Here is a 19055-nt window from a genome sequence, read left to right on the forward strand (position 1 = left end):
CAATCAGGTCTGCCGGTAAACTTACCGGCAGCCTGGATTGTTTGTGAAGACCTCGCTAGGATCAGCCTGGTGACCAGGCCGAGACTGACCCAGCAGGAGCGCACCGAGCGCACCCGCGAGCTGCTGTTGGACGCCACCGTCGACTGCCTGGTCGAACTCGGCTACGCCCGCACCTCGACCAACGAGATCTGCCGGCGGGCCGGGGTCTCCCGAGGCGCGCAGCAGCACCACTTCGCCACCAAGGCGGACCTGATGGCGCACGCCATCGAGCACCTGGTGTCCAAGCTGGTGGCCAGCATGAGCGAGTACCCGTCGGTGTCGCTGCCCGGCCCGGACCGGGTCGCCATGGGCATCGACCTGCTGTGGCAGGGCTACTCGGGCTCGCTGTCCACGGCCGTGATGGAACTGTGGGTGGCCGCCCGCACCGACCCGGAGCTACGGGCGGCGATGCACCCCATCGACAAGGCCCTGGCCCGCCGCACCGGGGAGCTGTTCCACGAGGTGCTCGGCGACCACGCGCCCCCGGACCAGCCCGACGTGCCGCTGTGGCTGACGGTGAACCTGATCCGGGGGCTGGCCCTGGACGCCATGCTCGGCGGCGACCCGACCCGCCGCGACCAGCTCCTTCAGGAGTGGAAGACGATCGCGGTCAAGACGTACGGGACGTGAGGTCGTAGCTGACGCCGGTCAGCCGCTCGGACTCCGCCCACAGCCGGCGCTGCGCCGCCTCGTCGTGCGAACGGGCGCTGGACTGGACCAGCTCGGGATAGCCGGCCCGCTCCCCCGGCCCGCCCGGTCCGTAGTACTGCCCGCCCCGCACGGCCGGGTCGGTCGCCGCCCGCAGCGTCGGCAGCGCCCCCTTCTCCGCGCCCTGCCCCATGAACCGCATCATCAGCCCGGCGATCGGCCCCAGCGGGCCCGGCATGTGCCGGCCGAGCTCGGTCCGCGAGATGCCCGGATGCACGGCCACCGCGATGGTCTCGACCCCGGCGCCGGCCAGCCGGCGCTGGAGCTCGTAGGTGAACAGCAGGTTGGCCAGCTTGGACTGGGCATAGGCCCGCAGCCGGCCGTATCCCCGCTCCGACTGGAGATCATCGAAGTTGATCACGCCGGGCCGGTGCCCGTTGCTGCTGACGGTGACGATCCGCGAGCCCGGCACCGCGGTGAGATGGTCGAGCAGCAGGCCGGTCAGCGCGAAGTGGCCGAGGTGGTTGACGCCGAACTGGAGCTCGAAGCCGTCCTCGGTGCGGCCAAGCGGCGGCATCATCAGCCCGGCGTTGTTGATCAGCAGGTCGATCCGCGGGTGGTCGGCCCCGAGCTGCTCGGCCGCCGCCCGCACCGAGGCCAGCGAGGCCAGGTCCAGGTGCGCGGTGCGGACGTCGGCCGCCGGGGTGTCGGCCCGGATCCGGTCGGCGGCCTGGTCGGCCAGGTCGAGGCGGCGGCAGGCGAGCACGACCGTGGCGCCCCGCCCGGCCAGCACTTTCGCCGCCTCGAAGCCGATCCCGGTGTTGGCGCCGGTGATGACCGCCGTCCGGCCGTGCTGATCCGGCACGGCCGCCGCGGTCCACCGGCCGCCGGAGTTGTCGTTGCCCATCGGATCCTCCATCCGACGCGGAACGGGACGCGGACAATCTACGGGCAGCGGTGACGCGGCGTCTTCAGGGTCGTGAGCAGCCGGGCGAGCACGTTCTCGTTGCCCGGAAGGGAGAAGTGGTCGATGCCGGGATTGTCGTCGAGCACGTAGCTATGGCACCTCATCGCCGACCACACCCGGTTGGCGTTGTTGGTGATGTCCTCCTGGTTGCTGTCCCCGCTGGCCAGGATGAACTGGCTCTGGTCGACCAGCTGTCCGACCTTCAGGCTCGGCAGGGTCGCGCCGACGATGGTCGGCAGCCCGGAGCCCTTCTCCGCGGTCACGTCGACGTTCGGGAAGTACCGCGGCGTGCTGAACTTGACGAAGCCGATGTAGTAGCGGGCGATCTGCTGTTCGGCGGTCAGCCCTGCGTCCTTGAGCAGCTGCGGCCAGTCCCGCGGCGTGTAGGCGCGGCCGGTCGAGGTGTCCCGGACGACGGTCTCGCGGTCGCCGAACACCGCCGGGTCGGAGGCGCTCATGTAGGTCGACGGCGCGGTGAGGTACATCCGAGCGCTGCTCACGGCGTTGTCGACCGTGGTGGGATAGCCGAAGTCGCGCACGTTCAAGCCGGTGAACAGCATCGAGTAGAGCAGGCCCTGGCCGGGGAAGTTGCCGGCCAGCGGCGTGAAGCCGTGGATGTAGGTGTCCCGCCAGGCCTGGCTGGTGTGGGTGAGCAGGTACTGCGCGTACAGGGGCCCGTTGGAGTGCCCGACCAGCTGCACGGGCGTGTTGCCGTTGTCGCGGTAGGTCCGCTCCACCAACTGCTTGGCCCGGGCCAGGAATCCGCCCTGGTCGGGGGTCAGCCGCGCGTCGTAGCCGGCCACCCGGATGTTCTTGTCACGCTGGTAGCCGGCCGATTCCAGCGTCCTGTAGAGCGTTTCGTAGAACGGGGCGCTGTCGGTCCGGCCGTAGTCGATCACGCTGACCGTGACGCCGGGCTGCTCGGCGAACCGCAGCGGCATCGGCTTGGCCGGGTTCGCGTCGTAGCGCAGGGTCTCCAGCTCGTCCTGGCACACCTGGCTGAACGCGCTGGTCTGCGGGTTCTGGTACCAGTCCTGAAAACTGCCCGAACTCGGGCAGTTCGGGTCGGTCTTCTGGTCGTGCACCGTCACCTGGAGCTTGGTGAGGTGGAACGCCGGGAACAACACCACCGGCGTCCGATGAGGTGAGGATGCCTCGGCTGTGCCCGCAAGCACGCCGAGAGCCACAACGGCGGCCACTGCCGCGCGAGTCAGGAACCTGGCGTTCATGCCGGCCAACATAGCGCCGGCCGGCATGGCCGGCGAGGTTCACTTGACGACGGTGTACGAGGCCTTGCCGGCGCCGAGCACGTTCGGGCTGTTCGGGTCGGGCGTGACGACCGCGGCGACCACGCCGCCGGTGCCGTTGCCCATGGTCTTGGCGTCGTAGGCGAAGCGGTAGCGGATGGTCACGGACTTGCCCTTGGGCATCGGCTGCTGGTCGAAGAACTGGCCCAGGTAGCCCGGGTCGTTGCCGACGTGCGGGTACTGCTGGGTGACCCACTGGCCCTTCTCGTAGCGCTGCACGGCGCCCTCGGCGATGTGCAGCGGCGCGGGCGCGGCGCTGCCGCGGTCCAGCGCGAACACGAACCCGGCCTGCGGGTAGTCGACCGGCGAGTCGTTGCAGAAGGTCACGTCGACCTCGATCGGCGTCCCGGCCACCCGCACGGTCGCCGGCGCCGGGCTGAGGCTGACCTGCATCTGGTCGGCCTTCGGCACCCACTGGTACGGGTCGGCGGTGGGCACCGCGGCGGTGGCCGGGTTGACCTTGCAGCCGTTGCCCGTGTCGGCCGCCGGCGTGCCCTTGGGGGCCGACGAGGTGGTCGTCGTGGTCGGAGCCGGCGCGCTGGAGGCGGTGGTGGACAGCACCGGCGCGGTGGTGCTCGGGGCCGGGGCGGCGGCCGGCGTGGTGGCCGGCGAGCACGCCGCCAAGGCGGCGATGCCCATTCCGACGATGGGAACGGCGATGAGGGCGCGCTTGCGCATGACTATTTCCCCCTGCTGAACTGTGAATTCCCCGTGGTGTGGCCTACACCGGGAAAGACGTGCCCACCGGGTGGCGGTTGCACACCGTTCCGAAGATCTTTTCGGGACAATTCCTTGAACGGCAGGGAATTAGCGGAGCCTCCTTCTCCCGCGCCACACCGTCGCCAGCCGCTGCACGCCCTCCAGCACCGTGTCCGGCCCGGCGGCGAACGACACCCGCACCCGGTCCAGCTGGCCGTCGGTCGCGGAGAACACCGAGCCCGGCGTGATCAGCACGCCGCCGCGGCGCGCGGCCTCGGCCACGGCCAGCGCGTTGCCCTCGGGCAGCCGCACCCACAGCGACGCGCCGCCGTCCGGCTCCACCCACGTCCAGTCGGGCAGGTGCCGGGCCAGCAGTTCCGAGGTCCACTCGTAGCCGGCGCGCAGCTGGCTGGCCCGCGCTCGACGAGCCCGCGGCACGTAGTCCAGCAGCCGCAGGGCGGCCAGCTGGCTCGGCACCGAGCTGCCCATGTCGGCCGAGGAGCGGTAGGTGGCCAGCTGCTTGACGAAGTCCACAGTGGACCGGATCCAGCCGACCCTGATGCCGCCCCAGAACAGCTTGGACAGCGAGCCGATGGCCAGCACCGGGGCGTCCGGCGCGAGCGCGGCGATGGTGGCCGGCGGCGGCCCGGCGAACATCGTGTCCACAGAGGACAGGTCCTCGACCAGGGTGGTGCCGGTCTCGGCCACCGCGCTGGCGATCAGCTTGGCCGCCGCCGGGCGCACGGTCACGCCGACCGGATTGTGCACGGTCGGCACCAGGTACAGCAGCCGTGGCCGGCGACTGCGCAGCAGCCGCACCAACACGTCCACGTCCACGCCGTCCTCGCGCAGCGGGATCGTGCGCAGCCGCGCGCCCCGGTCCCGGAAGGCGTCCAGTGCGCCCCAATTGGTCGGATCCTCCACCAGCACCTCGTCGCCGGGCGCGAGCATCGCGGTGGCGATCAGTTGCAGCGCCTGCTGCGAGCCGCTGGTCACCAACAGCTGATCCGGTTGCGAGACCAGGCCGTCCTCGGTGCAGTGCCGGGCCAGCGCGGCGCGCAGCGCCGGCAGGCCGGCGGGATGGTAGCCGTGGCCCCGAACCCAGTGCCGCAGATCGGCCGGGCTGACCGAGCCGACCACTTCGGCGACCCAGTCCTGCCCGGGCAGGGCCGCACTGGAAAGATCGGCGACGGTGCTGTCCGCCGTGCCGCTCAACGGATTGAGCCGGGTGGCGGAGCCAGGCAGCCGGGGCTGGGACACGCCGCGCACGCGGGTTCCGCTGCCCTGCCGTGAATCCAGTAAACCGAGCGAGCGCAGGGTGGTGTAGGCCGTGACGAGTGTGCCGCGGCTGACCGCGAGTGTGCTTGCCAGCGCCCGTTCCGAGGGCAGCAGCGTGCCCGGCGGCAGTTCGCCGGAGGAGATCAGGGCGGTCAGCGCGGCGGCGAGCTGCCGGTGCAGCGACTCGCGGGCGTCGGTGCACCAGCCGTCGAGCAGCCGGGCCAACGCGGCCTCGCCGATTCTGGGGTTGTCCACGAACGTCGTCCACTTTCACCGAATTGGACTCACCCAGGCGGCCGGTATCGGGCGAGTCTTGACCATGACCGTATCGCTGACCCGAAGGAGATGATCATGGAGTACGCCGGTCCCGCTGAGACCGGGTCGTGAGCGGGTCCCGGCTGCGGCCGGCCGATCCCGGACAGCAGCGGACTCTCAGGCAGGCCGCGTTGGGCTACGCGGCGCACGGATGGCCGGTTGTGCCGGCCGCTTTTTTCGATGGCACACGGTACGCCTGTGTGCAAGCGGACTGCGTCGAGGACGGTCCGCATCCGGTGTGGCGGCTCTGGCAGGGCCGCGCCAGCACCGACCCCGACGTCGTGGCCAGCTGGTACCGGCTGTTCTCGTTCGCCGTGGCACTGCCCACGGGCACGGTCTTCGACGTGGTGGAGATTCCCGAGCCGACCGCCGTCCGCGTGCAGGGCGCACTGGTCGAACACCGCACGCCAACGCCGATCGCGATGTGGCGCGAACGCGGCGTGCGATTGTTCTGGGTCAGCACCGGTTTTCCCTTGGACGACCGGCTGACCGCGGTGAACGGTCGCGTGCGCGGCGAGGGAAACTGGGTGCCCGCGCCGCCGACGCCGACCAGACGCGGGCCGATGGACTGGGCCCTGCCGCCGGAGCACGCGGACTGGGGCGTACTCGCGCACGAGGACATGCTCAAGGCCCTGGACGCGGTGAACTGAGAGCCACGGGAGGTGCTCGGCCCCGCCTGCGCCTGGACTGTCGCCGGATTTCGGTCGCCGCCACCCAACGCAACCCACCACCCGAACCGATGCGGCGGGCGAAGTCCGGCTGAGGAAGGCACCGGTCACGAGGGGCCGAGCCGCGCACGGAACGTGCGCAATAGACACTGTCAACTACACGATTCAGTGCTTAAGTGTGCCGAAGGTGCGGCCGATGCCGAGCACGTGCGGTGACTGAACCCCCGATCGAATGACCTCGTGGCATCGAATTGGTAACCGTTCTGGCGGTGCTTTTCGACCGTGACCGGGCCGTAGGTTCACACGCCATGACCGCCCCCACCGGATGCCCTGTCGCCCACGGCCGCGCCCCCGAGCCGGCGCCCGTGGGCGACATCAGGGCCGAGGCCGAACAGTTCCTGCGGCTGTTCCACGGCGAGCACCCGAAGACCGGACCGGTGCAGCCGCGGCTGGCCCAGGTGCTGGCCGAGATCGACGAGACGGGCACCTACCGGCATACGGAGGGCGAGCTGGCGTTCGGCGCGCGGGTGGCGTGGCGCAACAGCGCGCGCTGCATCGGCCGGCTGTACTGGCAGAGCCTGCGGGTGCGGGACATGCGCAAGGTCCGCGACGCCGGCACGGTGGCCGCGCAGTGCGCCGAGCATCTTCGGTCGGCCACCAACGGCGGCCGGATCCGCCCCACCGTCACGGTTTTCGCGCCGGAGGCGCCGGGAAGGCCGGCGCCGCGGATCTGGAACGAGCAGCTGATCCGGTACGCCGGCTACTGGGACGCCGAGACCGGGGCCGTCATCGGCGACCCGCGGTACCTGGACTTCACCGAGGAGGTGATGCGGCTGGGCTGGCAGCCGCCGGCCACCCGGGGCCGGTTCGACGTGCTGCCGCTGGTGGTCGAGACGGCCGAGGAGGGCGTCACCCTGCACGAGCTGCCGCGGGCGGTGATCCACGAGGTCGAGCTGAGCCATCCCGAGCACAACTGGTTCGCCGGCCTGGGCCTGCGCTGGCACGCGGTGCCGGCGATCAGCCACATGCGGCTGTCCATCGGCGGCGTGTCCTATCCGGCCGCCCCGTTCAACGGCTGGTACATGGGCACCGAGATCGGCGCGCGCAACCTGGCCGACCGGGACCGCTACGACCTGATCGGCCCGGTGGCCGAGCGGCTGGGGCTGGACACCTCGCACGACCAGACGCTGTGGCGGGACCGGGCCCTGGTCGAGCTGAACCGGGCGGTGCTGCACTCGTTCAACCGGGCCGAGGTGACGATCACCGACCACCACACCGAGTCCGCCCGCTTCCTGACCCACCTGCGCAAGGAGGAGGACGCCGGCCGCAAGTGCCCGGCCGACTGGAGCTGGATCGTGCCGCCGATGTCCGGCGCGCTCACGCCGGTGTTCCACCGCTACTACGACACCGACCAGCTGACCCCCGAGTTCGTGCTGGACCCCGACGCCGCCCGGCGCGGCACCACCGGCGCGCCCCGGGCCTTCCCCGAGCCGGCGGCCGCCGAGCCGAAGAAGCTGCCGCGGATCCGCCGGCTGAACTGGTTCACCCGCCGCGCCCCGGTCCCCGTGCCCTGAGTTGTGCTCCGGCCGCCGATGTCACTACCGTGATCGTCATCGCGGTTGAGAACCCAGCCGCAAGCTCCACGCGAGGCGCGGAAACGCGCCCGGGCTTGCTCGCTGGCGGCCGTTTCCTGTCCTCGCGCTGTGCTGACGACGGCGAGAGGTGCTGGACATGGCGGCTGCCTTGCGGCAGAGACCGACAGCGGGGCGGGCGTGACCTTCGCCCCGCCTTCCGATTCCGACCGGCTGCGGGCCCGGATCAGCGAGCTGGAGAGCGAGCTCGACGGCCTGCGCCGCGCGCTGCGCACCCGCACGGTGATCGCCCAGGCCACCGGCCTGCTCGCGGCCGTCGGCGAGCAGGCCCCACAGCAGGGCTTCCGGCTGCTGGTCGAGCTTTCCCAGCAGTACAACGTCAAACTGCACACGCTCGCGCAGCAGGTGGTGGACCTGGCCGCCGAACTGGGGCCCCGCCGGGCCGCCGCGCTGGTCGGGGCCGGGCAGGGCCAGGAGCTGCTGGACGCCACCGGCTTACTCGTGCAGGCGCACCGCGACCTGGTCGCCGCCGAGGGCACGCCGGAGTGGGAGCGCCGCCGCGACGACGTGGTGACGGCCAGCAGACAGCTGTGCGAGCGCCTGCTGGCCGCCGAGGACGACTAGGGTTTCGGCAGCGCGCAGCCCGCCTTGTTCAGGTTGATGGTGTTGCCGGTGTCGACGCAGGTGTTGATCAGGTACGTCTCCTCGGCGTAGCCGACGTTCGGGTGCACGGTGACGGCGCCGCTGGCGTCGACCTCGCACGGGTTGTCCAGGGTGCAGCGCTGGCCGCTCTCGTTGATGGTGTTGTTGACCGCCACCACCGCCCCGGTGGACGCGTCGATCACCGGCGAGCCCGAGGTGCCGCCGATCACCTGGCAGCCGGGCTCGGTGTAGCGCACCGAGTCCTTCCACACCCAGTCGCTCTCGTGCAGCTCGTGCACAAAACCGTCCACGGCGCAGGAGTAGATCTTCTTCCAGTAGCCGGAGACCACCCGGATCGAGGCGCCCTGCGTGGGGTGGGTGGCCGACAGCGTCAGCGGCTTGATCCCGTACTGGGACTGGATCTGGGCGTACGTGCTGGTCAGCTGGTACAGCGTGATGTCGGTGTCGGTCATGGTGGCGTAGGCCAGCTTGCTGGCCCGCAGCGTGGCCACGGTGCTCTGGCCGTTGGCCGAGAGCAGGCTGAAGGTGCGGGTGGAGGACTGGTTGACCAGGACCTCGCCCGGGTCGAGGAAGCCGCCCTCGTAGCAGTGGCCGTTGGACAGCACCAGGGCCTTGTCGTTGACGCCGGCCGAGGGCGGCTTGACCACCGAGCCGGAGCAGTTGCTGAGTTTCACCGTGCCCGTGAAGTCGACCGTCGCGGCCGGCGCCGCCTGCGCGGACGCCGGCAGCAGGGCCGTCACGGCTATCGCGACGGCGGCGAGGTGCTTGAGCATGGAGGTTCCTCTCTCGCAGGGAACTCCACTTCAGCGTGCCCTGAGCGAGCCTCGCTACCGTCGATCGGAGGTTTCCGCCAGGATCGCGTCGGTGAACGGCGGCCACACCTCGGTGGCCCACTGGTCGAACGGGCGGTCGGTGAGCGCGACCGCGGCCAGTCGGCGGTCCGGGTCCACCCAGAGGAACGTGCCGGCCGCGCCGAAATGGCCGTAGGTGGCCGGGGAATTGCCGTTCCCGGTCCAGTGCGGGCATTTGCGGGAGCGGATCTCGAAACCGAGGCCCCAGTCGTTGGGCCGCTGGTTGCCGAATCCGGGCAGCACGCCGTCCAGTCCGGGGAAGGCCACGCCGGTCGCCTCGGCCAGCGTTTCCGCGGCGACCAGCGTCGGGGCCTGAAGTTCGGTCGCGAACCGGATCAGGTCGGCGCAGCTGGCCTGCGCGCCGGAGCCGGCCGGGCCGGTGAGGGCGGCCGTGGCCATGCCCAGCGGCTCGAACACCGCTTCCTTGAGGTACTGGGGAAAGGCGATGCCGCTGGCCTTCTCGATCTCGTCGGCCAGCACCTCGAAGCCGGCGCTGGAGTACACCCGTCGGGTCCCCGGGGCCGCGACCGTCTGGTGGTCGTCGAAGGCCAGGCCCGAGGTGTGGGCCAGCAGGTGCCGGATCGTCGCGCCGGGCGGGCCGGCCGGCTGGTCCAGCTCCACCGCCCCCTCCTCGATCGCGATCAGCGCCGCGTAGGCCACCAGCGGCTTGGTCACCGAGGCCAGCGCGAACACGTGCTCCATCGGCCCGTACGTGCCCAGCACCGTGCCGTCGGCGGCGATCACGGCGACCGCCGCGTGCTCGGCCGACCAGGTGTCGATCATCGCCAGCGACTTCATGACCGCGAGGGTACTGGGCCTTTGCCGGCGGCTAGCCGCGCCATTCGTACTGGTGCTCGGGGCGGCCGGTCAGGCCGTAGCGCAGGCTCATGGTGGCCGCGCCCTCCTGGGCCAGGGCGGCGAGGTAGCGCTGCGCGGTGGCGCGGGCGATGCCCAGCCCGGCGGCGATCTCGGCGGCCGAGCAGGGACCGTCGGCGGCGCGCAGGGCGTCGGAGACGAGCTTGACGGTGACCGGCGACTGGCCCTTCGGGGCGTGGGGGTGGTCGCCGTCGTGCAGGGTCCGCGCGGCCCGGTCGATGTCCTCCTGGGTGAGGGCGCGATCGGCGGGCGAAAGCTGGTTGTGGAAACGGGAGTACGCCGCCAAACGCTCCCCCAGCTGCTCCGCGGTGAACGGCTTGACCAGGTAGTTCAACGCGCCGGCGGCAAACGCGGCGCGGACCGACGCGGCGTCGGAGACGGCGGTCAGCATGATCGTGTCGACGGAGATCTCGGCCAGCAGCTCCAGGCCGGAGCGGTCCGGGAGATAGGTGTCCAGCAGTACCAGGTCCGGTCTCAGCTCAACGATCATGGCCGAGGCCTCGGCGGCGGTGCGGGCCGAGCCGACGACGGCGAAGCCGGCCACCCGCTCGGTGAACGCGGCATGCACCTGGGCGACCCGGAAATCGTCCTCCACCACCAGAACACGGATCACGCCAGCACCTCCGGCAGGGTCGCGGCGAACACGGCGCCATGGTCGGGACCGCCCGGGCTGGCCAGCCGCACGTCGCCGCCGAGGGCGAGCGCGGCCTGCCGGGTCAGGGCCAGGCCGATGCCGTGGCCCGGTCCATCCTTTGTGGACACACCTTCGAGGAACACGCTGTCCCGCAGGAGTTCCGACACCCCGTCGCCGCTGTCGGCCACCGACACGTGCAGGGTCGACCCGTCGGCCACCAGGTCGATCTCGACCCGGGCCGGCCGCCGCGCGCCCAGCCGGGCCGCCTCCACGGCGTTGTCCACGAGGTTGCCCAGCACGGTGGTGACCTGCACCGGGGCGATCACCTTGGTCGGCACCCAGCTGGCCTCGCCGACCTCCAGCGTCACGCCTTTCTCGGCCGCCGCGACGGCTTTCGCCGACACGAAGGCCTGAAGGTAGGGATCGGGCACCCCGCTCGGGCCCAGCGGCACCACCGGCGTGTCGGACAGGGCCTGGAGGTAGTCGACGGCTTCGTTGTGATGTCCGGTCTGCAACAGGCCGGACAGGGTGTGCAGGCGGTTGGCGAACTCGTGTTGCTGCGCCCGCAAGGCATCGGTCAGCCGGTGCACGGAATCCAGCTCGCGGGTCAGCGTCTCCAGATCGGTCCGGTCCCGCAGGGTCAGCACCGTGCCCAGGTCGATCTCGTCCCTGCGCACGGGCCGACAGGTCGCCACCAACACCCGATCCCCGGCCACGGCAATGAGGTTGTCCACCGCCGCGCCGTCCGACACCGCCTCGCCGATACGCGTCGGCAGGTCCAAAGTGGACACCGGAGTGCCCGGAGACGGGGCGCTGCCAAGGAGACGGGCCGCCTCGTCATTGCAGACGGACACGCGGCCGGCCGGATCCACCGCCAGCACACCCTCGCCGATGCCGTGCAGCACGGCCTCCCGCTGCTGCACCAACTCCGACAGCTCGTGCGGCTCCAGGCCGAGAGTTCGCCGCTTCAGCAACCGGTTCAGCAGCGCCGATCCGGCCACGCCCAGGGCCAGCGCGCCGATCAACCCCAGCACGCACCACCCCAGCGCCGTCAGCAGGGAAACCCAGATGCTGCTGGCGTCGAAGCCGACACTGACCTCGCCGACGATGGCCCCGGTGTGGTCGCGCAGCGACACCTTGCCCCGGGCCGAGTAGCCGAGCGTGCCGGTGTCCATGTTCCAGACCTCGGCGCCGGCGATGGTCTGGCTGAAGTCGGTGCTGACCAGTTCGCCCACCTCGTCCGGATTGGGGTGCGCGTAGCGAATGCCCTTACGGTCCGTGACCACGACAAACAGCGCGCCGGTGCGGATGCGCACCGCCTCGGCGCGGATCTGCACCAGGCCGCTGGAGTCGGCCGCCGCCACCGCGTCGCCGATGTCCGGGTTGGCCGCGACGGCGCGGGCGACCGACAGCGCCCGCTGCTCGTACTGGTCGGTCAGGTTCGAGTTCAGCAGCCACCCGACCAAGGCGAACCCCACTCCGACGACCAGCACGATCACGCCGATCTGAAGCAGCAGCACCTGCCGGGCGAACCGCATCCGGGGCGGCGCCATGGGCGGACCCTACGCCGCGAACCCCCCGTGAGCAGAACGTGCGAAACACGGGAAACGCGCGATGGGCGAACAAGCGCGACAAGGGTTCGCAAGATACGCCTGCCACCTTACGGTCCTGCGCCAACGACGTAAGGAGCTGGCCAATGACGACCGGACCCGTCATCGAGTTACGCGCGGCGACCAAACGGTTCCGCGGCGCGACCGGCGGCGTGCACACCGCCGTCCGCGAACTGACCATGTCCGTGCAGCCCGGGGAGTTCGTGGCCGTGGTCGGCCCGACCGGCTGCGGCAAGTCGACCACGCTGTCCCTGGTCTCCGGCCTCGAACCGCCGTCCAGCGGCATCGCGCTGGTCCGCGGCGAGCCGGTGCTGGGCATTCCCGACGGCATCGGCTACATGTTCCAGAACGACGCCGTGCAGCCCTGGCGCTCGGTGCTGGACAACGTGGCCGCCGGCCCGCGCTACCGCGGCGCGTCCAAGGCCCAGGCCCGCGCGAAGGCCCGGGTCTGGGTCGACAAGGTGGGGTTGGGCAAGTTCGCGAGCTACTACCCGCACCAGCTGTCCGGCGGCATGCGCAAGCGCGTCGCCCTGGCCGCGACCCTCGTCAACGATCCGTCGATCCTGTTGATGGACGAGCCGTTCAGCGCCCTGGACGTGCAGACCCGGGCCCTCATGCAGGACGAGCTCCTGCGCCTGTGGTCGGGATCCAACGCGGCGGTCATCTTCGTGACCCACGACCTCGACGAGGCGATTGCCTTGGCCGACAAGGTGATCGTCATGACCGCCAGCCCGGCGACCGTGAAGGCCAGCTTCGAGGTGAAGCTGCCGCGGCCGCGGCTGGTCGAGGAGATCCGGATGACGCCGGAGTTCCAGTCCGTGTACCGGGAGATCTGGGAATCACTGCGGGAAGAGGTGGACAAGGCCCGTGAGCGCAGCAGTGACATTGCCAGCTGACGTCGTGCCGGCCCGGGAGCTGAGCAGCGCGGCCCGGGCGCAGCGCAACCGCAAGCTCAAGGTGTGGTCCATCCGGGCCGCGCTGGTGGTGGCCTGGCTGGCCAGCTGGGAGATCGCCGCCACCTACTGGATCGACCCGTTCTTCTACTCCAAGCCCAGCCAGGTGTGGCTGAAGCTGGTCGACTGGTTCACCGTCGGCACCAGCCAGGGCTCGATCTGGACGAACATCGCCGCCACCATGCAGGAGGCCGTGATCGGCTTCCTGATCGGCGCGGCCGCCGGCATCGTGCTCGGCGTGCTGCTGGGCCGCAGCCCGCTGCTGTCGGACATCTGCGCGCCGTTCATCAAGGCCGTCAACGCCGTGCCCCGCATCGTGCTGGCGTCGCTGTTCGTGATCTGGTTCGGCCTCGGCATGCAGTCCAAGATCGCGACGGCGTTCATCCTGGTGTTCTTCGCCGTGTTCTTCAACGCCTTCCAGGGCGCCCGCGAGGTGGACCGCAACCTCATCAACAACGCCCGGGTGCTCGGGGCCAGCCGGTTGCAGGTGCTGACCACCATCGTGCTGCCCAGCGCCACCTCCTGGATCCTGGCCTCCCTGCACTCCGCGTTCGGCTTCGCCCTGATCGGCGCCGTGGTCGGCGAGGTCGTCGGCGCGGAGACCGGCCTCGGCCTGCTGATCGCCCGCTCCCAGGGCAACTTCGACACCCCCGGCATCTACGCCGGCATGATCGTCATCACCGTGCTGGCCCTGCTGGCCGAGGCCATCCTCACCGCACTGGAGAAGCGGCTGCTCAAGTGGCGGCCGGCGGCGGCGCACGAGCAAGGAGCCCAGATATGAGCCTGCGTACCCCTGTCACGCTGGTCATCGCGGCGGCGACCGTGCTGAGCCTGGCCGCCTGCCGCGACTCCCGGACCGACGCCGCCACCGCCGACCACCTGCGGATCATGGTCAGCGGCATCGACAAGGTCATCTACCTGCCGGCCAAGCTGGCCGACCAGCTGGGCTACTTCAAGGAACAGGGCCTGACCGTGGACCTGGCCACCCAGCAGGCCGGCGTGAACGCGGAGAACTCCCTGATCTCCGGCGACGTGCAGGGCGTGGTCGGCTTCTACGACCACACCATCGACCTCCAGACCAAGGGCAAGTGCCTGACGAGCGTGGTGCAGCTGGCCAACATCCCCGGCGAGGTGGAGATGGTGTCGCCGGCCCTGGCCGACACGATCAAGTCGGCGGCCGACTTCAAGGGGCGCAAGCTGGGCGTGACCGATCTCGGCTCCTCCACCGACTTCCTCACCCAGTACCTGGCCCAGCAGCAGGGCCTCAAGGCCGGCACCGATTTCACCGAGGTGAAGGCCGGGGCCGGGTCGACGTTTGTCGCCTCGCTGGAAAACGGCCAGATCGACGCGGGCATGACCACCGACCCGACCGTCGCCCAGCTGACCGCCACCGGCAAGGGCAAGGTGCTGCTGGACATGCGCACCGAGGAGGGCACCCGCAAGGCGCTGGGCGGGCTGTACCCGGCCAGCTCGCTGTACATGTCGTGCGACTACGTCAACGCGCACAAACCGACCGTGCAGAAGCTGGCCAACGCCCTGGTCAAGACGCTCAAGTTCATCTCGACGCACTCGGGGGCGCAGATCGCGGCCACGATGCCGGCCGACTACGCCGCCGGCAACAAGTCCCTGTACGAGAAGGCGATCGGGGACTCGAAGTCGATGTTCAACGCCGATGGCAAGATGCCGGCCGAGGGCGCTGCGAACGTTCTCACGGTGCTGAGCCAGTTCTCCCCCAACGTCAAGGGCCACAAGGACAGCGTCCGGCTGACTGAGACGTACACCACCGAGTTCGCGGACCAGGTCACCCCCTGATCCCTACAGCCCAGGGCTTGACCGGCCGACTAGCTTATTGGGAGTCGTGGCGTACCAGGCGGTAACTCCGCTCGGCGCACAGTCGGCTCAACCCTGGGGTGCAAGGAGGATCGGTGGTACGCGCGTTGATGGCTTCATCGGCCGTCGCGGTCGGTGCGTCGGCCATCGTCGGTGTGTTACTCGGCGCCTATCTGCACGAGCTCGACGCGAACGCGGCGACCCCGCCGCCCGCGGTCTCCTCCCTGCCGACCACGGTGAGCACCCAGGTGTCCACCGTGGTCGTCACGGTGACGCCGACGACCACGACGACTACCACCACCACGGCCACGCAGCCGGTGGACACCCACCAGCAGCCGACCACCACCAAGAACACCCAGACGGTCACGAAGACGACCCAGCCGCCGGCGCAGACCACCGAGCCCGCGCCGCCGCCCACGACCACCACGACGTGTTGGATCTTCTGCCACTGAGCCTCACGCGGCGGAAACCGGTCGGAAACAGCCGGCCGGCACGCTGGGTGACATGGGCACTTCGACTTGGCGACTGCGGGTGCAGCTGACCGACAGCCCGGGCGTGCTGGCCCGGCTGACGGTGCGGCTGGCCGACCAGTACTGCAACGTCCTCGCGCTCACCGTGCTGCCGGTGCCGGACGGGGTGGTCGACGAACTGGTGGTCGCCGCGCCGGACCGGTTGCGGCCGGCCGATCTCGTGGCGCTGCTGGAGGCCGAGGGCGGCCGTGAGGTCTCGATCGCCGCCGCCTCGATGCACGACCTCGTCGACGAGCGGGCGGCCGCGCTGCGGGCCGCCGGGCGGGCGCTGGCCGAGCCGGGCGAGCTGGCGGCGTCGCTGCGTTCGGTGATGGGCGCGGATTCCGTCACCCCGGTGCCGGCCGGGCCGGAATCAGCCGGCTGGGGCGTATCCGCGTTGGACGGTCACCAGTTCGTGGTCAACCTTCCGGGTGGCACTGCGCTTCTCGTGCGCCGAGCGTGGGCACCGTTCACCGATTCCGAGCTGGCGCGGGCGTTCGCGTTGCTGGAGGTGCTGGGCGCGGCCGGGCAGGACGTCACCGAGCCGCGGGCCGTGCTGACGACCGACGGGGCCGGCCTGGTGCTGCGGGTCGGGCGTCCCTCCGACGCCGATGACGTTGCCGCGCTGCACAAACGGTGTTCCATGCGAACGCTGTTCACCCGCTACCACGCCGGCGTGCGGACCGTGCCCCGGCGATGGCTGCACCGTCTGCTCAGCCCGCCGCGCGGACTCACCGTGCTGGCGATGGCCGGCCCCGAGGTCGTCGCCGTGGGGCAGCTGATCGGCATGTCCGCGCCGGGCCTGGCCGAGATCTCGCTGCTGGTGGAGGACAGCTGGCAGCGCCGCGGCGTGGGCACGGCGCTGCTGTCGCACCTGGCTTCGGTGGCCCGCGGCAGCGGCTACGAGGAGCTCATCGGCTGGTGCCTGCCGGCCGAGGACGCGTTGACCCGAACGGCCGCACGGGCCGGTCTGAGCACACGACAGCGTGTGGAGGACGGGTTGCTCAGAGTGGCGGTGTGCGCGATCCGAACCGGTTCAGTTGCGCGTGTGAGCGCTTCCACGAAGCACTACAAGCGTTAAGCTCCTTGCCGAAAGCTGCCATCGCATGGCGGCTCGTGAGGAGCAGACGTGGTCGTGCACCGTCCCAACGACCGGCCCACCCTGGAGGACGTGGCGGCGAGGGCCGGCGTATCCCGGGCGACCGCGTCCCGGGTGCTCAACGGCTCGCCCAAGGTGAGCCCGGCCGCGCTGGAGTCGGTCAACTCCGCGGTGCTCGAACTCGGCTACCAGCCCAACCAGGCCGCCCGGACGCTGGTCACCCGGCGCACCGGGGCCGTCGCCGTGCTCATCTCCGAGCCCCAACCCAAAATCTTCAACGATCCCCACTTCGCCGGGCTGGTCAAGTACGCCGCGATGGCCCTGGGCGCACGGGACTCGCAGATGGTGCTCGTGCTCGTGCACACGCCCGAGGATCAGCTGCGGGCCCAACGCTTCCTGGCCGGCGGGCACGTCGACGGCGCGCTGCTGTTCACCCCGCACCAGGACGACCCGCTGCCCCTGTCGGTGCGCAAGCTCTCGCTGCCCGTCGTGTTCGGCGGCCGGCCGTGGGGTTCGCTGCGCGGGCTGCACACCGTCGACAACGACAACGAGAACGGCGCCGCCATGGCCACCCGGTACCTCATGGAACGAGGCTGCCGCCGGGTCGTCAGCATCACCGGGCCCGCCGACGAACTCGCCGCCACCGATCGTCTCGCCGGCTTCCGCGCCGCCACCGGGGCGTCCGACACCGAGCTGGCCCGGATCACCGAGGGCGGCTTCTTCTCCCGCGAGGGCGGCGAACGCGCCGCCACCGCCCTGCTGTCCCGGGTCCCCGACCTCGACGGCGTCTTCGCCGCCAACGACCTCATGGCCGCCGGCGCCATGACCGCCCTGCGCGCCGCCGGCAAACGGGTCCCCCAGGACGTCGCCGTCGTCGGCTTCGACGACGACGAATCCGTCGCCCCCCACACCGACCCGCCGCTCACCTCCGTCCGCCAGGACACCGGCCGGCAGGTCCAGTCCATGGTCGACCGCCTTTTCGCGTTGATCCGTGGCGAGGAACCCCGTCAGCGGCACCAGCTGCTCCCGGTCGAACTGGTTCACCGCAATTCGGCCTGAGTGGTTGTGGCTTTGGTGTGATTGCGGCTTTGATGTGGTTGTGGTTCTGGTGCCCGCGCCGCGCGGTTGCCGGAGGGTGGGGTTTGCGGTGAGGGGTTGGGCGTTGTTCGGCTGAGGGGTGAGGTCTGCTTTGTGGGGTGGGAGTTGTTGTTCGGTTGGAGATGGGGTGGGGCGGTTGGTTGGTGACTCCGGGTGGATTTTGTGTGGAGACCTCTGGGCGATGGCGTATCAAGGCGCTATCGGGCAGGCTCCGCCTGCCTCGATACGCAAGAAGCTTATGCCATCGCCCCCCTCCACACAAAATCCACCCTCCGATTGTCGAAGTGGAAAGTCTGTGTTGCCAGTTGCTTTCCCGGGTCGCCGGCTTTGTGTTGTTGGAGGGGCGTTTCGGTCCGCTGTGGAATTGTCAAAGAACAGGTGCGACGGGGGCGGTAGGGCGGGAATGCGTGGTGGTCAGTACTGGTGGGGCTGGGTGGTGTAGTGCCGACCCTGGGGAGTGACCCAGTGCAGAGTGCCGTCGTCGTCGAGGGTGACGGTGTGGTCGCCATGCTTGAGGTGATGGTGGTGTTGGCAGTAGCCCTTGAGCTGGTCCGGATTCGTCTTGCCTTTCGGCCAGGGAACGGTGTGGTCGATTTCCTGGATCGGATTGATGCAACCCGGTGCGCAGCAGGTGCCGCCGTCACGGAGTTTGGTGAACTCCCGACACCGGGCCGGGGGCTTGTAGAGATGGGTGGCCATGGCGGCGGCCCGCTGGTACTCGTCCAACAGGACACCACGCCACGGGCCCAGCATCGCCAGTTCGCGGGCGGAGTCGGCGCTGATCGGGCCGTAGCCATCCAGCAGACCCGGGTCCTCGGTCAGACCCATCAGGGTCTCCATCGAGAGGGTGACGTGGACCTGGACTTTGCGGTCGATGCCGTAGCCCAGGAACCGGTCCAGGAACGCGTCCACTCGCTTCTGGTCGGTGGTGCGGCAGTCCTTGCACAGCGCCCGGGCGTCGGCGGTGGCGATGTCGTAGCACTGCCGGGCGTCGATCGCCGACATGCGGATCCGGAGCTCGGCCATGCCGTTGGGCAGCGGGTAGAACTCGATCCGCCGCTCCTTGTCACGGGCCTTCTGCCGGCGCTGCTCGTAGCCCAGCGGGTCGGCCTCGGCGACCAGCTTGGTGGTGCGGCGGGCCAACTGGGTGCGGGTGAGCTCGGCGGCGACCTCGACCAGTTGGGCTTCGATGTGGGGGATCGTGGCGGGGTCGAGGTGGATCACCCGCTCGTCGACGGTCTCCAGGCGGCGTAGGTCGATCTCCCCGCGTCGCAGCTGCTCACACAGGCGCGGCAGGCGGTCCAGGACTTCGGCGCGCTCTTGCTGGCGGAACAGGGACTGTTCGGACTCGTGGGTGGCCATGGACATCTCGGCCAGGTCGTCGAAATTCCGGAGAATGCACAGCCGAGCGTGGTCGGC

19 protein-coding genes are annotated in these 19055 nt (G+C 70.4%); 10 read left to right on the forward strand and 9 right to left on the reverse strand.

Annotated elements, in window-relative coordinates:
• Positions 1–60 precede the first annotated feature (60 nt).
• A complete protein-coding gene (locus ACIG5F_RS10855; RefSeq protein ID WP_396517370.1) occupies positions 61–669 on the forward strand; it encodes a TetR/AcrR family transcriptional regulator in 609 nt (202 codons plus the stop codon).
• Here ACIG5F_RS10855 and ACIG5F_RS10860 read toward each other — a convergent pair.
• The 4 genes from ACIG5F_RS10860 to ACIG5F_RS10875 all read right to left on the reverse strand — a co-directional run bounded on the left by ACIG5F_RS10860 (position 650) and on the right by ACIG5F_RS10875 (position 5193).
• Positions 650–1594, reverse strand: a complete 945-nt coding sequence (locus ACIG5F_RS10860) for an oxidoreductase (protein ID WP_396517316.1) — start codon at positions 1592–1594, stop codon at positions 650–652. The two genes, ACIG5F_RS10855 and ACIG5F_RS10860, sit on opposite strands and share 20 nt — an antisense overlap.
• Positions 1595–1632: 38 nt before the next feature.
• Positions 1633–2883 (reverse strand): hypothetical protein, encoded by a 1251-nt coding sequence (locus ACIG5F_RS10865; protein WP_396517318.1) that lies wholly within the window; start codon positions 2881–2883, stop codon positions 1633–1635.
• Between the two features lie 39 nt (positions 2884–2922).
• On the reverse strand, positions 2923–3639 hold the full coding sequence (locus ACIG5F_RS10870; RefSeq protein ID WP_396517320.1) for a hypothetical protein: 717 nt from the start codon (positions 3637–3639) through the stop codon (positions 2923–2925).
• Positions 3640–3768: 129 nt separating this feature from the next.
• The gene (locus ACIG5F_RS10875) at positions 3769–5193 is read right to left on the reverse strand and encodes a PLP-dependent aminotransferase family protein (RefSeq protein WP_396517322.1); all 1425 of its coding nucleotides are present in this window, start codon (positions 5191–5193) and stop codon (positions 3769–3771) included.
• A gap of 128 nt (positions 5194–5321) precedes the next feature.
• Here ACIG5F_RS10875 and ACIG5F_RS10880 point away from each other — a divergent pair, with 128 nt between their 5' ends.
• The 3 genes from ACIG5F_RS10880 (at position 5322) to ACIG5F_RS10890 (ending at position 8137) form a co-directional block, all read left to right on the forward strand.
• Positions 5322–5903, forward strand: a complete 582-nt coding sequence (locus ACIG5F_RS10880; RefSeq protein WP_396517324.1) for a bifunctional DNA primase/polymerase — start codon at positions 5322–5324, stop codon at positions 5901–5903.
• Positions 5904–6229: 326 nt separating this feature from the next.
• Complete coding sequence (locus ACIG5F_RS10885) at positions 6230–7495, forward strand: nitric oxide synthase oxygenase (protein WP_396517326.1); 1266 nt, start codon at positions 6230–6232, stop codon at positions 7493–7495.
• Between the two features lie 198 nt (positions 7496–7693).
• Positions 7694–8137, forward strand: coding sequence for an ANTAR domain-containing protein (locus ACIG5F_RS10890; RefSeq protein ID WP_396517328.1), 444 nt, complete (start codon positions 7694–7696; stop codon positions 8135–8137).
• Here the strand turns inward: ACIG5F_RS10890 and ACIG5F_RS10895 are convergent.
• Genes ACIG5F_RS10895 through ACIG5F_RS10910 form a run of 4 tightly spaced genes read right to left on the reverse strand, consistent with a single transcriptional unit; the run spans position 8134 to position 12090 of the window.
• Positions 8134–8949 (reverse strand): serine protease, encoded by an 816-nt coding sequence (locus tag ACIG5F_RS10895; protein ID WP_396517330.1) that lies wholly within the window; start codon positions 8947–8949, stop codon positions 8134–8136. The genes ACIG5F_RS10890 and ACIG5F_RS10895 overlap by 4 nt on opposite strands.
• Before the next feature lie 54 nt (positions 8950–9003).
• Positions 9004–9825 carry a serine hydrolase domain-containing protein gene (locus tag ACIG5F_RS10900; protein WP_396517332.1) on the reverse strand — a complete coding sequence of 274 codons (822 nt, stop codon included), beginning with the start codon at positions 9823–9825 and terminating at the stop codon, positions 9004–9006.
• A gap of 31 nt (positions 9826–9856) precedes the next feature.
• On the reverse strand, positions 9857–10516 hold the full coding sequence (locus ACIG5F_RS10905) for a response regulator (protein WP_396517334.1): 660 nt from the start codon (positions 10514–10516) through the stop codon (positions 9857–9859).
• Positions 10513–12090, reverse strand: coding sequence for an ATP-binding protein (locus tag ACIG5F_RS10910; RefSeq protein ID WP_396517336.1), 1578 nt, complete (start codon positions 12088–12090; stop codon positions 10513–10515). The genes ACIG5F_RS10905 and ACIG5F_RS10910 overlap by 4 nt, the downstream gene beginning before the upstream one ends.
• Positions 12091–12233: 143 nt before the next feature.
• On the opposite strand from ACIG5F_RS10910, the gene ACIG5F_RS10915 reads away from it, so the two are divergent.
• From ACIG5F_RS10915 to ACIG5F_RS10940, 6 genes are all read left to right on the forward strand, one after another.
• Positions 12234–13043, forward strand: coding sequence for an ABC transporter ATP-binding protein (locus ACIG5F_RS10915; RefSeq protein WP_396517338.1), 810 nt, complete (start codon positions 12234–12236; stop codon positions 13041–13043).
• Positions 13015–13881 (forward strand): ABC transporter permease, encoded by an 867-nt coding sequence (locus tag ACIG5F_RS10920; protein ID WP_396517340.1) that lies wholly within the window; start codon positions 13015–13017, stop codon positions 13879–13881. Before ACIG5F_RS10915 ends, ACIG5F_RS10920 begins: the two co-directional genes overlap by 29 nt.
• Positions 13878–14912: an ABC transporter substrate-binding protein gene (locus ACIG5F_RS10925; RefSeq protein WP_396517342.1), complete on the forward strand. Its 1035-nt coding sequence runs from the start codon at positions 13878–13880 to the stop codon at positions 14910–14912. Before ACIG5F_RS10920 ends, ACIG5F_RS10925 begins: the two co-directional genes overlap by 4 nt.
• Before the next feature lie 113 nt (positions 14913–15025).
• Positions 15026–15382: a hypothetical protein gene (locus ACIG5F_RS10930; RefSeq protein WP_396517344.1), complete on the forward strand. Its 357-nt coding sequence runs from the start codon at positions 15026–15028 to the stop codon at positions 15380–15382.
• A gap of 52 nt (positions 15383–15434) precedes the next feature.
• Positions 15435–16520, forward strand: a complete 1086-nt coding sequence (locus ACIG5F_RS10935; protein WP_396517345.1) for a GNAT family N-acetyltransferase — start codon at positions 15435–15437, stop codon at positions 16518–16520.
• Positions 16521–16568: 48 nt separating this feature from the next.
• On the forward strand, positions 16569–17597 hold the full coding sequence (locus tag ACIG5F_RS10940) for a LacI family DNA-binding transcriptional regulator (protein ID WP_396517346.1): 1029 nt from the start codon (positions 16569–16571) through the stop codon (positions 17595–17597).
• Between the two features lie 453 nt (positions 17598–18050).
• Here the strand turns inward: ACIG5F_RS10940 and ACIG5F_RS10945 are convergent.
• A partial coding sequence (locus tag ACIG5F_RS10945; RefSeq protein ID WP_396517347.1) for a DUF222 domain-containing protein occupies positions 18051–19055 on the reverse strand: 1005 nt, incomplete at its 5' end.

It is taken from the genome of Kutzneria sp. NPDC052558 (assembly GCF_044547355.1).
Classification (GTDB): Bacteria; Actinomycetota; Actinomycetes; order Mycobacteriales; family Pseudonocardiaceae; genus Kutzneria.